Here is a 13,348-nt window from a genome sequence, read left to right on the forward strand (position 1 = left end):
TGTATATTAAATATAGCCTTTTAGCAAATATAAATAATATAGCAGCACTTGATATATAAAATTAAAAATCGGTGTAAATGATTGTGCTGATAATAAGCGGGGGGGAAAAAATAATGATTAATTTTATTGTAAGCTTTCTTGATCAACCTGCAATCGTCGTAGGAATTATGGCGTTGATAGGTTTAATTGCTCTAAAGAAACCAGTATCTCAGATTGTTACTGGAACATTTAAAACTATTATTGGTTTTATAATATTCCAGCTAGGTTCAGGTGCAATAGCTGACAATCTTAATATTTTGGGACCTGCATTTCAAAGTGCGTTCCATATACAAGGAGTTGTTCCAACCAATGAGGCGGTAATAGCGTTAGTTCAAAAGAACTTTGGTACAGAAATGGCCCTAATTATGGCATTCGGATTTATTGTAAATATTTTAATTGCTAGACTTACTTCATTGAAATACATATTTTTAACAGGGCATCATATGTTATTTATGGCAGGCTTATTAGCAGCAATATTATCTGTTTTAGGATTTAAAGGTCCTGAACTTATAATTGTGGCATCATTACTTTTAGGTGCAACTATGGTTATAACACCAGCAAATATTTTATTTGAAAAGTATGGTTTTACAGTACAAAATATAGTAGAAAGTGCAAAGAAATTGTGCAATAAATAGTGTTATAAATAACAAGCAGGTCGCTAAAATCTTGTTGACTTGCTTGTTATTCATTTTGTAACTATTCCGGTTTTAAAGCGTACATTATAATCTCGTTTGTAGTCATGCCGTTATAGCTTTCTTTAATATTATTTGAATACTTTCTTTTTAGTTTCTTGTATAAATTTTTCATATATCTAGGTGTATATGGAAAGTATGCCTTCATTTTTTTAAAGTATTTTTTACTGTAGAGGCTCTTATTCTTAGTAATAGCAAAGAGTATTAGTTTAAGACAGTTTTTTTGTATTAGCTCTTTAAGCAAATCTATATTAGGACAATTAAAAGCTTTAGTATTGTTTAAAAGATCAAAGGTGAAATTAATTAAACAGTTTGCTATATGATCTAAAGGCCATTTTGTAGATAATTGAGATACAATAGTCATATGACCATTTTTAAAATCCTCTTTTGCATCCTGAAGATCATCACATATTTGAAGCAGTACTCCGTATCCAAAGAAAAATTCAGCTTCTTCTTCAGTTAGGCTTCCGTTTACAATATAGGCATCGGCAAGCACAGAGCTGCCTCCCTTTTCCATACTAATTCCTAAAATATCGCATTCGTAAGGCAGAGTTAGTTTTCCCTGCTGTATTAAACTTTTCATTTGAGCGTTTTGAATGCAAAGTAAGCTTTCAAAAACCTCTATGTTTTTAGAACGATCAAACTCACCTTCTATTTTTTCTACAAGATTAAAAAGGTGTCTTTCGTAGGGTGAAATTGGCTGAACACTTTCTCCAGCCAATTTCTTTTCAAAGGTATCATTCATTTTTATTTTTTCTGATTTTGAGATATTATTGTCATCTAAAAAATTATCGGTGTAAGGATATAGCATGCTGTAACTAAATATAGAAGGGGTAAGCTTAGGCAATTTGCCAAACAGCATTTGTATTATATTCATAATCCATAGATTTCTCAATGCTTGGCCTATATTTTCAATAGGCATATCTGGATTGAAAGCTTGGGCTTCGTTAACAAAGTTTTCAGTATTTTTAAGCAAGGCTTCGCTAAATAGAATATTTTTATCCTCACTATTTATTAAATCTGAATTAGCTACGAAGTTATCAATTAAAAGGTTTATATTCTTTTTCCATATTCTTTGGTTCTGATTTCCTAAGGGAAAGCTTTTTATTGCTTTTACAAACTTGTCTATAAAATCATTTGTAAGCCTTTCCTGCTTCTTTTTATGCCAATAGGTGGTGGTGTTTTTTAGCTTTGGAAAGTCTTTGCTGGTACTCCACCAAGTATCAGTAAAAGAACTAATAAAGTTATGTACTTGATTAGAAACCTTTAGTTCATTTGCTTGTTCCATAATAAATTCTCTCCAATGTAAATTATTAAATTAATAATAACATTAGTTAGAGTAGAGAGTAAAGGGTAGAACCAATAAATTGATTTTTTGTTGACATAGCATAAATTTAATGGCAATATTTTAGTTGATAAGCTATTTATTATAGTATGAAGGGAGACAAAGTATGAAAAGATTATTAGATTGTACAGCTAGTGATATGAAAAGTATGACAGCTAAGGAATTAAAGCAAGCTATTCTAGCAAGTGAGGGAAGAACTGTGTTGTCTGAAAATATTGTTTCAGTTGAACCTTTGGTTTCTAGTGTTACAAATTCAGAATTGGCGGCTGCTTTTGGGGCGGATTTATTGCTCTTAAATGCGTTTGATTGCTATAAGTGTGAAATTAAAGGATTGCCACAAACAGATAATCCAATTGAACTTTTGAAAAATTATACAGGTAGACCTATAGGTCTTAATTTGGAGCCTGTGGATATTCATGCAAATATGATGGAAGATACTTTAAAAATACCTAAAGGAAGAACTGCTTGCGAGGATACCTTTAAGTTAGCGAATAAATTGGGATTTGATTTTGTTTGCTTAACTGGTAATCCTAAAACGGGAGTGACAAATAAACAAATTGAAGATGCTATAATTTTAGCAAAAAAACATTTTGATGGGCTTGTATTTGCTGGAAAAATGCATTCGTCTGGAGTGAATGAGCCAGTAGTTGATTTAAAAGCTGTTGAAAAATTTATAGATAATGGTGCAGATGTAATTTTAATGCCAGCGGTAGGAACTGTACCAGGATTTCAGGAAAGCGAACTTCATGAAGCTGTAGAACTTGTAAAAACTAAAGGTGCATTATCCATGAGTACAATTGGTACAAGTCAAGAAGGAGCGGACAGCAGCACTATTAGGGAGTTCGCACTTTCAAGCAAAAGAGCAGGAGTTGATATTCAACATATAGGTGATTCTGGATATGAAGGTATAGCAATTCCAGAAAATATAATGGCCATGTCTATAGCTATTAGAGGGAAAAGGCACACATATAGAAGAATTGCGAGATCAATCAATAGATAATGTCGTAATTGCATTCTGTTATATAGTGAGACTAGCTTAACTAAATATTATTTATATGATGTGATTTTTATAGTTTAATATTTTAGGTAGATTAATTATATGTATAACAAAATTGGTATATACAATATGTCAATATGATGATATAATAATATTATATATTGAAGTTGGGAGGTAGCAGCTTGAAGAAAATATCAAAATCAGATCCAGTTCCGCTGCATTATCAGCTTAAAACAATACTTTTGGATATGATTGAAAATGAAGAACTTAAACCTGGAGATATGATACCAACTGAAAGAGAATTATGTGATATTCAGGGAGTAAGCAGGATGACTATAAATAAAGCCATAATGTCACTTGTAAATGAAGGAGTACTTTATAGAGAACAGGGCAAGGGAACTTTTGTTGCTAAACCTAAAGAGAAGCAGGAAATATATAAGCTTAAAAGTTTTACTCAGGAAATGAGTGAAAAAGGATTAACTACATCAACTAAAATTATATCCTTTGAAATAAAAGAAGCTACTAAAAAAAATATAAGTATACTTAAAATACCAAAAGAATTTAATAAAGTAATAGAAATAAGAAGACTTAGAATGACAGAAAAAGATCCTGTGGCTATTGAAACTGTGTGGATTCCGGAACATTTATTTAAAGGAATGACAGCGGATATGATTGAGGGAAAATCGCTTTACGCTGTATTTGAGCAGAAATTTAATTATAAGCCTAAAAAAGCAAAGCAAACCATTGAGCCTGTGGCTTTAAGTGAATTTGAGGCAAAGCTTTTGAATCAGGAGGAAAATGCATTAGCACTTATGTTTAAAAGAATAACATACACAGAAAATAATATTCCTATTGAGTATACAAATACTATAAACCGAAGTGATAAATATGAATATGAAATACTCTTAACATAAGCATTGGAGGTAAATGTATGGAAGAAAGAAACATAAATACCATTAATTTAGATGATTTAAGTACATTTGAAGTATTAAAGAAAATAAATGAAGAAGACAAAAAAGTTGCAGAGGCTGTTGACAAAGAACTTCCTAGTATAGAAAAAGCAGTTGATATAATTGTGGAAGGTTTTAAAAATGGAGGAAGGCTATTTTATATAGGAAGCGGCAGTAGTGGGAAAATTGGTGTTATGGATGCATCAGAATGTCCACCTACTTTTGGCGTTGATGATTCTATGGTTCAAGGAATTATATCAGGAGGGAATAATGCTTTAAGTGGATGGCTTGAAGAAACAGAAGATGATGGAGATTTGGCAGTAAAAGATCTTAAAGAAAAAGGTATAAATAAAAAAGATGTTGTTGTTGGAATTACTGCAAGCGGAAATACCCCTTATGTGAATAGTGCAATAGAGTATTCAAATAAGATTGGATGTAAAACCATTGGTATTGTTTGTTCACAAGGAACGTTAAGTGAAAAATCTGATGTAACTATTTGTGTTAATGTTGGACCAGAAGTAATAATGGGATCAACAAGAATGAAAGCTGGTACAGCTGAAAAAATGGTCTTAAATATGCTTTCAACAACCTCCATGATTAAAATTGGAAATACATATTCAAATTTAATGGTAAATGTAAGACCAATCAATGAAAAGCTAAGAGAAAGAGTAAAAAAAATAGTTAAGCTTGCAACCAATGCTGATGATTTAGTTATAGATAAAATAGTTAAAGAGTGCAATTACAATGCTAAAGTAGCAATTGTTACAATAATGATGGGAGAAGATGTGCCAAAGGCTTGTGAACTCCTAAAAAAATTTCAAGGGAATATTTCAAAGGCTATAAAAAGCCTAAAATAAACAAGAGGGTGAAAATATGAAAGCTATAATTAATGGTAAGATAATAACGAAAGAAGATGTGTTAAAGAATAAAGTATTGTTATTTGATGAAAAAATAAATAAGATAGTAGACTCTAAAGATTTTAACAAAGATGGTGTAGAAATTATAGATGCTAAAGGTAATTACATTTCTCCGGGTTTTATAGATGTACATATACATGGCGCCAATGGAGAAGATGTTATGGATGGAGAAATGGAATCACTTGAAACCATAAGCAAATTTATTGCGGGAAAAGGTGTTACTGCATTTTTACCAACTACTATGACTATGGGTAAGGAGGATATATATAAGGCACTTGAGACTGTAAAAGAAGCTGTAAATAAGAAGTTTCATGGAGCAGCAATTATAGGTGTACATCTTGAGGGACCATTTATAAATGAAAAATATAAAGGCGCTCAAAGGGAAGATTATATAGTTAAGCCAAGTTATGATTTTATTAAGAAATATAAGGATATAATAAAAATTATAACAATGGCACCAGAAAAAGATGAAAACTTTAATTTTATAAAGGAAGTAAAGAAAAATACTGACATAGTGTTATCCATAGGACATTCTAACGCAACTTATGAGGAGGCTATGGAAGCAATTGAATGTGGTATGAATCATATTACTCATACTTTTAATGCTATGACGCCTTTACATCATAGAAACCCTGGAGTTGTAGGTGCTGCATTTAATAGCAATGCATATTGTGAAATTATAGCTGATAAGATTCACGTACATCCTGGTGTTTTTAATATACTTCTAAAAGCAAAGGGGAAGGAAAAAGTAATACTTATAACAGATTGTATGAGAGCAGGTGGGCTTAAGGATGGAGTTTCAGAAATTGGAGGCCAAAAGGTTTTTATAAAAAATAATTCTGTAAGGCTTTCCGACGGAACACTTGCAGGAAGCATACTAACGGTTAATAGAGCTGTTAAAAATATATATGAAAACACAAATTTAACACTTAATGAGGCTGTTAATTTGGCAACAATAAATCCAGCTAAAAGTATAAAAGTAGATGATAGAAAAGGAAGCATTGAAGAGGGAAAAGATGCTGATATAACAATATTTAATGATGAATTTGAAGTTATTCAAACTATTGTAGGTGGAAAAACAGTTTATAGAAATTAATTTGGAGGTGTTTTAATTGAGAATAATATGTGTAGATAATTATGATGAGATGAGTAAAAAGGCGGCAAGTATGGTTGCAAGTCAGATGATATTAAAGCATGACAGTGTGTTAGGGCTTGCTACGGGGGAGACTCCAACGGGCATGTATAAAGAGCTTATAAAATTATATGATGATAAAGAAATAGATTTTTCTGATATTAAGACTTTTAACTTAGATGAATACTATGGTTTATCTAAAGAGAATCCACAAAGCTATTATTGTTACATGATGAATAATTTATTTAAACATGTCAATATTAAACATGAAAACATAAACATACTTGATGGAAGGACAGATGATATTGATAAAGAATGTTTAGATTATGATAAGAAGATTAAAGCATCAGGAGGAATTGATATTCAAGTTCTTGGAATAGGTGTAAATGGGCATATTGGATTTAATGAACCTAGTATAAACTTTGAATCGGGAACACATCTTGTAAAGTTGGATAAGAAAACTATAGAGTCAAATTCAAGATTTTTCAAATCAATGGATGAGGTGCCTAAGTCAGCTTTAAGTATGGGCATAAAAACAATAATGCAATCTAAGGTTATAGTACTTCTTGCAAATGGAGAAGCTAAAGCTGAAGCAATTTATAAAGCTATTAATGGTAAAATTTGCCCTGAAGTTCCAGCTTCAATTTTACAGCTTCATAATAATGTTAATATTATAGTTGATAAGGAAGCCGCTAAGTTGCTTTAATAAAGGGACTTAACTTTTTCGTTGATTATCTATTAAGCGAATAGATAGTATTTAGTGTTTTAAAATACTATCTATTCGCATTATTTTATTGTATAATTCCATTAAGAAATAAATAACATTTGTGCAAATGAGCAATTAGGTCTTGTAGAAGTATTTGGAGTAAAGGGGGAACTTATGAAAAATTTAGATAATGATTTTAGAATTATAAAAACATTAAATAATAATGTACTTTTTGTGACTCAAAACAATAAAGAAAAGATTTTGTTTGAGAGAGGAATTGGCTTTGGTAAAAAAGCAGGTGATATAGTTCCTTTTGACACCCCTGTAGATAAGATTTTTTCTATTGAAAACGAACGTAATTTAAGTAATTTTAAGAAAATAGTTTCAAATGTAGATAGCAATATTGTAGGCATGTGTGAAGAAATTATATCCATGATTTCAGAGGAACTAAGTGAAGATTTAAATGAAAAAATTCATATATCGCTAACTGATCATATTTCGTATACCATAAAAAGGCTCATGGCCAATGATATTATACAAAATCCATTTTTAATAGAAACTGAAACTTTATACAAGAGGGAATTTGAAATAGCAAGAAAAGCTGTAAAAATGCTTGAGAAAAAAATTAATATTAAAATACCAGAAGGTGAAATAGGTTTTATAACTCTTCATATTCATTCGTCAAGAAATGAGGGTAAGTTATCTAATACGATGAAATATGCCTTCCTTTCAAATGCCATAGTCAATTTGGTAGAAAAAGAGTTAAACATAAAAATATGCAAACATTCTTTAGATTACGCTCGTTTTATAACTCATATACGTTTTGCAATAGAGAGGATTATAAATGATGCTCCTATAAAAAATGAGCTACTTGATGCAATAAAAAATAAATATCCAGCTTCTTATGAAATATCAAATAAGGCTTGTAAGTTAATAGAAACAGAACTTCATAAAAAAGTAGCAGAAGACGAAACTGCATATTTAACTATACATATAGAACGTATAAAAATGGTTCCTTAACTGAATATAATTTTTATGTAACTGCTGCATTAATTATTAATGCAGCAGTTACATTGATTTTGCAGTTTTTTATTTTATCCTGTATTGAAAAATTTTATCTTTACCAGCTTCAACTTCTTGTCCTATACTGCATTTTATATCACTAACTATATTGGGATTAGTAATTAAAACTGGTGTAATTAAGGAATATTCTTTACTTTTAATAAAGTCTCTATCAATTGCTACTATTGGATCTCCCTTTTTTACTTGACTTCCTTGTTTTGCTAGAGCTTTAAAACCTTCTCCTTGAAGATTTACTGTGTCAATTCCTATATGAACTAAAAGTTCTACACCGTTACTTAAAGTTAATGCAAAGGCATGGCAAGTTTTGAATATTAAAGTTAATTCTCCATCAGCTGGTGCTACAAATGTATTTCCAGTTCCATCTATTGCAGCTCCATCACCTGCTAATCTTTGTGCAAAAACTTGATCAGGTACTTCTGATAGATCTAATACTTTTCCAGATACAGGGGCTATTATTTCATAATCTTTTTTAAAAAAACCTAACAATTATATTCCTCCAATCTAAATTGTTTTAAAATAATTAAGCAAAAAGCATAAGTTTATAAAAACTTATGCCTGATTTAACAGTTACACATTTTATTTATGATTTTAGTATATCTTTAACATTTTATTTTGTCAAATTTTTATTAGATTTTATGATAAAAACGATTTCATAGAAATATTTATTTACAGATATCGTTTTCTTTTTGATATAGTAATATTGACAACAGACTTTTATATGATATAATAATATTTGTCAGCGTGTTACCAACACGGGCAAGAGCTGAAAAAGGGATACCTTTTTCAGCTCTTTTTTGCTTAAAATAATGAGCGTACGGCATTATTTTAAATATTCAATAATGTGATTATATGAGGAGGATTTTATTATGGCTTCAAAAAGCAAAGCATTAGCAGCATGTCAAAAGTTGGGCAAGTCTCTTATGACGCCTATTGCAGTTCTTCCTGCAGCTGGTATTCTTTTAAGACTTGGACAAAAAGATGTTTTAAACATTTCATGGATGGCTTCTGCTGGTAATGCTATTTTTAATAATTTACCAATAATATTTGCACTTGGAATTGCAGTTGGTTTTGCAGAGGAAAATAATGGTGTTGCTGGTCTTTCAGCAGCTGTTGGATATTTTGTTTTAACAAATGTTGCTACTACTTTTAATAAGGCTATAAATTTAGGAGTACTTGGAGGTATCATAATTGGTATTTTGGCTGGTAATCTTTACAACAAGTACAAAGCTATTAAACTCCCGGATTTCTTAGGTTTCTTTGGTGGAAAGCGTTTTGTTCCTATTGTTACTTCGGGTTGTTCTTTGATATTGGGTGTAATTTTTGGATATGTTTGGCCAGCAATTCAAGGAGGTATTAATGCTTTTGGTAATGCTATTGCTAATTTAGGAGCTTTTGGTGCTTTTATTTTTGGATTTTTAAATAGACTACTTATACCAGTTGGATTACATCAAGTATTAAATTCATTATTTTTGTTTACATTTGGTTCCTACAAAACTGCAGCTGGGAAAATAGTAACTGGAGATTTAAACAGGTTCTATGCTTTAGATAAAACAGCTGGAACTTATATGACAGGATTTTTCCCTATTATGATGTTTGCACTTCCTGCTGCATGTTTAGCAATGATTACTGTTGCTAAAAAAGAGAATCGTAAGAAAGTTTCGGGTATGCTTTTGGGAATAGCTTTTACTGCATTTCTTACAGGTATAACTGAGCCAATTGAATTTACATTTATGTTTTTATCACCAGTTTTATATTTTGTACATGCAGTTCTTACAGGTACTTCGATGGCGGTAACGGCGGCACTTGGAATTAAATCTGGTTTTACATTTTCAGCGGGTTGTATAGATTATGTATTAAGTTATGGAATAGCAACAAAGCCTTTGTTATTAATTGTAGTAGGCTTAATATATGCTGTGATTTACTATTTTGTATTCTTATTTGTAATAACTAAATTTAATCTTCCTACTCCAGGAAGATTTGATGACATTGATGATGAGGAAGATGAAGTTTCAAGTTCTCCAGCATCTAATGGAGGTTCTGAACTTAGTGAAAGAGCTGCTAAAATATTAGAAGCGATAGGCGGTAAAGGAAACATCGATGTTCTTGATGCATGTGTAACTAGAATAAGACTTACGGTAAAGGATGGCAGCAAAATAAATGAAGCAAGATTAAAGAAATTAGGTGCGACAGGAGTTATGCGATTAGATGACAGCAATGTACAAATAGTTGTTGGAACAATTGCAGATATTCTTGTTACACATATGAAGGAAATAATAAAATCACAATCATTAAAATAATATATTCATTAACGAGGCTGTCGTATTAAATATAAAAAATTCCAAATTAATTGAAGTGAAGGGTTTTGACTTCACTTCGCTCGTTAAAAGACTAACTTTTTCATATAAATGAAAAGTGAAGGGTTTCACGATGCTTTGCACGTAAAAGGTGAACTTTTTTATCTTAGATAAAAAAGTTCACTTTTGACAAGCAAAGCTATGTCAAATCCTTCACTTTTCGCGTAGGTGAAAAAGTTAGTTTTTTAACGAACGGGGCGAGTTAAAACCCTTCACTATTATGCTACTTCATAATTTTTTTAGTGCGACAGCCCCGTTTTTATATGCTTAAATTAATTCAAAACGATAGATAGGTATTCCTAATAATAGCATAATTTGATACACTTAGAGATAAGATAAACAATAAGCATAAAGCAATAAATAAGAAAGGGGAGAATTAATGAGGGAATAATGTTTATATTATAATCTCTTATTATAAATATAAAATGGATAATGAAGTTGTTCTTATAGAAGTATTTGGATTAAACAGAGAAAGAGAGTGCGTACATGAAAACGGTGGTTCCTGCAGCGGCTGTAGTGGGTGTGGAAGTTCATCCTCGTGCTTTGGACATTCTGACTGTGAAGGAAATAAAAATATGTTTTTAATGTATAAAGAGCTTATAGAATATATTAAAAACACGGACCTAGCTAATAAAATTGAAATAGAATTTATAGATACAGATAAAATTGATATAGATAAATACGATTATTTGCAGGAGGCTTTTAAAAAGAAATTTATGCTGCCTATAGTTGCAATAAATGAGACTGTAAGATTTTATGGCGGAGTACCAAATAAGCTTATTTATAAAGAAGTTGAAAAAGAATTAGATAGCAGTGAAACCTTTAATAGATAAACAAGCTGAAAGAATTAATATCAAATTCATCATTACCTCACGAAAAATACACTGTTAACGAGATTTTACAATAAAAATAATGATAAATTGTTTAAATGATGAACTATAAATATTCACGCCAAAATTCCGTAGGAACAGAGGAATTTTTTTAACGTAACGAAGTATTGTTACTTCACAGATTGGTATATACAATATGTCAATATGAAGATATAATGATATTATAAATTTAGCCTAGGGGGTAGTATCTTGAGAAAAATATCAAAATTAGATCCAATCCCCCTGCACTATCAGCTTAAAACAATTCTTTTAGAAATGATTGAAAATGAAGAACTTAAGCCTGGAGATATGATACCCACTGAAAGGGAGCTTTGTGATATTCAAGGAGTAAGTAGAATGACCATAAATAAGGCTATAATGTCACTTGTAAATGAAGGGGTGTTGTATAAAAAGCAGGGCAGAGGAACATTTGTTGCAAAACCTAAAGAAAAGCAGGAGATATATAGACTTAAAAGTTTTACAGAGGAAATGAATGAAAAAGGATTGACTACTTCAACTAAAATTATATCTTTTGAGGTAAAGGAAGCTACTAAGAAAAATAAAAGTGTGCTTAAAATTGCGGAGGAGTTTAATAAAGTAATAGAAATAAGAAGACTTAGAATGACTGAGAAAGATCCTGTGGCAATTGAAACTGTGTGGATTCCAGAATATTTATTTAAAGGGATGACAGCAGATATGATTGAGGGAAAATCCCTTTATGATATATTTAATCAGCAGTATAATTATCATCCTAAAAAGCAAGGTAAACCATTGAACCTATAAGCTTAAGCGAATTTGAAGCTAAGCTTTTAAATCAGGAGGAGAATGCACTGGCACTTATGTTTAAAAGAATTACACATGCGGAAAATGATATTCCTATTGAATATACAAATACTATAAATAGAAGTGATAAATATGAGTACGAAATACTTTTAACATAAAAAGCTATTGGGGTGAGCTGCATGGAAGAAAGAAATATGAATACAATAAATTTAGACAATTTAAGTACATTTGAGATATTAAAAAAGATAAATGAAGAGGATAAAAAAGTTGCTAATGTTGTTGAAAATGAACTCCCAAGTATAGAGAAGGCGGTTGATATAATTGTAGAAGGTTTTAAAAATGGAGGAGGACTCTTTTATGTAGGAAGCGGGAGTAGTGGGAAAATTGGTGTTATAGATGCATCAGAATGTCCGCCGACCTTTGGTGTTGATGATTCCATGGTCCAAGGAATTATATCAGGTGGAGATAATGCTTTAAGCGGATGGCTTGAAGAAACAGAAGATGATGGAGATTTAGCAGTAAAAGATCTCAAAGAAAAAGGTACAAATGAAAATGATGTTGTTGTTGGAATTACTGCAAGTGGAAATACACCTTATGTAAATAGTGCTATAGAATACTCAAATGAAATTGGATGTAAAACCATTGGAGTTGTTTGTTCCAAGGGAATGCTAGCTGTATATAGAAAACTTCTTGGGGCATCAGTTATAGGTGCACACCTTGAAGGACCGTTTATAAGTGAAAAATATAGAGGTGCTCAAAAGAGTGATTATATAATAAAACCAAGCTACGATTTCATTGAAAGGTATAAAGATATTATAAAAATTATAACAATGGCCCCAGAGGAAGATGATGAATTTAATTTTATAAAAAAAGTAAAGGAAAGTACTGATATAGTGTTATCTATAGGTCATTCTGATGCGACTTATGAAGAAGCTATAGAAGCAATTAGATGTGGAGTAAACCATATTACTCATCTTTTTAGTGCTATGTCACCTTTAAATCATAGGAAGCCTAGGGTTGTAGGTGCTGCTTTTAATAGTGATGCTGCTTGCCAAGTTATAGCTGATAAAATCCACATACATCCTCAAATTTTTAGCATGCTTTTAAAAATTAAAGGTAAAGAAAAAGTAATACTTATAACTGATTGTATGAGGGCAGGTGGTCTTGAAGATGGAGTTTCCGAACTTGGAGGTCAAATGGTTTTTGTGAAAGATAATTCTGCAAGACTGAGAGATGGTACACTTGCTGGAAGCATATTAACTCTTAATAAGGCTATTAAAAATATATATGAAAATACGAATTTAGCACTAAATGAGGCTGTTAACTTAGCAACAATAAATCCAGCAAGAAGTATAAGAATTGATGATAGGAAAGGCAGCCTTGAAAATGGTAAGGATGCCGATATAACCATATTTAACGATGAACTTGAGGTTGTTGAAACCATAGTTGGTGGAAGAATAGTATATGAAAATTAATTTGGA

12 protein-coding genes and 1 pseudogene are annotated in these 13,348 nt (G+C 31.0%); 11 read left to right on the forward strand and 2 right to left on the reverse strand.

What is annotated here, in order from left to right:
* Positions 1 to 113 precede the first annotated feature (113 nt).
* On the forward strand, positions 114 to 674 hold the full coding sequence (locus AGR56_RS06760) for a PTS transporter subunit IIC (protein WP_198149964.1): 561 nt from the start codon (positions 114 to 116) through the stop codon (positions 672 to 674).
* A 61-nt stretch (positions 675 to 735) separates the two neighbouring features.
* Here the strand turns inward: AGR56_RS06760 and AGR56_RS06765 are convergent, their stop codons facing one another.
* The gene (locus AGR56_RS06765; RefSeq protein ID WP_053241621.1) at positions 736 to 2,019 is read right to left on the reverse strand and encodes a hypothetical protein; all 1,284 of its coding nucleotides are present in this window, start codon (positions 2,017 to 2,019) and stop codon (positions 736 to 738) included.
* Between the two features lie 163 nt (positions 2,020 to 2,182).
* Here AGR56_RS06765 and AGR56_RS06770 point away from each other — a divergent pair, with 163 nt between their 5' ends.
* The 6 genes from AGR56_RS06770 (at position 2,183) to AGR56_RS06795 (ending at position 7,798) form a co-directional block, all read left to right on the forward strand.
* Complete coding sequence (locus tag AGR56_RS06770) at positions 2,183 to 3,076, forward strand: hypothetical protein (RefSeq protein WP_053241622.1); 894 nt, start codon at positions 2,183 to 2,185, stop codon at positions 3,074 to 3,076.
* Between the two features lie 179 nt (positions 3,077 to 3,255).
* A complete protein-coding gene (locus tag AGR56_RS06775) occupies positions 3,256 to 3,987 on the forward strand; it encodes a GntR family transcriptional regulator (protein WP_053241623.1) in 732 nt (243 codons plus the stop codon).
* Positions 3,988 to 4,004: 17 nt separating this feature from the next.
* Positions 4,005 to 4,880 carry an N-acetylmuramic acid 6-phosphate etherase gene (gene murQ / locus AGR56_RS06780; protein ID WP_053241624.1) on the forward strand — a complete coding sequence of 292 codons (876 nt, stop codon included), beginning with the start codon at positions 4,005 to 4,007 and terminating at the stop codon, positions 4,878 to 4,880.
* Positions 4,881 to 4,896: 16 nt separating this feature from the next.
* Positions 4,897 to 6,036, forward strand: a complete 1,140-nt coding sequence (nagA, locus tag AGR56_RS06785) for an N-acetylglucosamine-6-phosphate deacetylase (protein WP_053241625.1) — start codon at positions 4,897 to 4,899, stop codon at positions 6,034 to 6,036.
* Positions 6,037 to 6,052: 16 nt separating this feature from the next.
* A complete protein-coding gene (nagB, locus tag AGR56_RS06790; protein ID WP_053241626.1) occupies positions 6,053 to 6,778 on the forward strand; it encodes a glucosamine-6-phosphate deaminase in 726 nt (241 codons plus the stop codon).
* Between the two features lie 174 nt (positions 6,779 to 6,952).
* Entirely contained in the window at positions 6,953 to 7,798 is an 846-nt protein-coding gene (locus tag AGR56_RS06795) for a PRD domain-containing protein (RefSeq protein ID WP_053241627.1), read from the forward strand.
* Between the two features lie 69 nt (positions 7,799 to 7,867).
* Here AGR56_RS06795 and AGR56_RS06800 read toward each other — a convergent pair whose 3' ends face one another.
* Complete coding sequence (locus AGR56_RS06800; RefSeq protein WP_053241628.1) at positions 7,868 to 8,347, reverse strand: PTS glucose transporter subunit IIA; 480 nt, start codon at positions 8,345 to 8,347, stop codon at positions 7,868 to 7,870.
* Positions 8,348 to 8,727: 380 nt separating this feature from the next.
* Between AGR56_RS06800 and nagE the strand changes: the two genes are divergently transcribed.
* The 4 genes and pseudogenes from nagE to nagA (AGR56_RS06820) all read left to right on the forward strand — a co-directional run bounded on the left by nagE (position 8,728) and on the right by nagA (AGR56_RS06820) (position 13,342).
* Positions 8,728 to 10,158 (forward strand): N-acetylglucosamine-specific PTS transporter subunit IIBC, encoded by a 1,431-nt coding sequence (gene nagE / locus AGR56_RS06805; RefSeq protein WP_053241629.1) that lies wholly within the window; start codon positions 8,728 to 8,730, stop codon positions 10,156 to 10,158.
* Positions 10,159 to 10,640: 482 nt separating this feature from the next.
* Positions 10,641 to 11,048 (forward strand): hypothetical protein, encoded by a 408-nt coding sequence (locus AGR56_RS06810; RefSeq protein WP_053241630.1) that lies wholly within the window; start codon positions 10,641 to 10,643, stop codon positions 11,046 to 11,048.
* Between the two features lie 243 nt (positions 11,049 to 11,291).
* Positions 11,292 to 12,025, forward strand: a pseudogene (locus tag AGR56_RS22655) (GntR family transcriptional regulator).
* 21 nt (positions 12,026 to 12,046) lie between these two features.
* The gene (nagA, locus tag AGR56_RS06820) at positions 12,047 to 13,342 is read left to right on the forward strand and encodes an N-acetylglucosamine-6-phosphate deacetylase (RefSeq protein ID WP_053241631.1); all 1,296 of its coding nucleotides are present in this window, start codon (positions 12,047 to 12,049) and stop codon (positions 13,340 to 13,342) included.
* The last annotated feature ends 6 nt before the right edge of the window (positions 13,343 to 13,348 follow it).

Source organism: Clostridium sp. DMHC 10, from assembly GCF_001270375.1.
In the GTDB taxonomy this organism is placed as follows: Bacteria; Bacillota; Clostridia; order Clostridiales; family Clostridiaceae; genus Clostridium_S; species Clostridium_S guangxiense.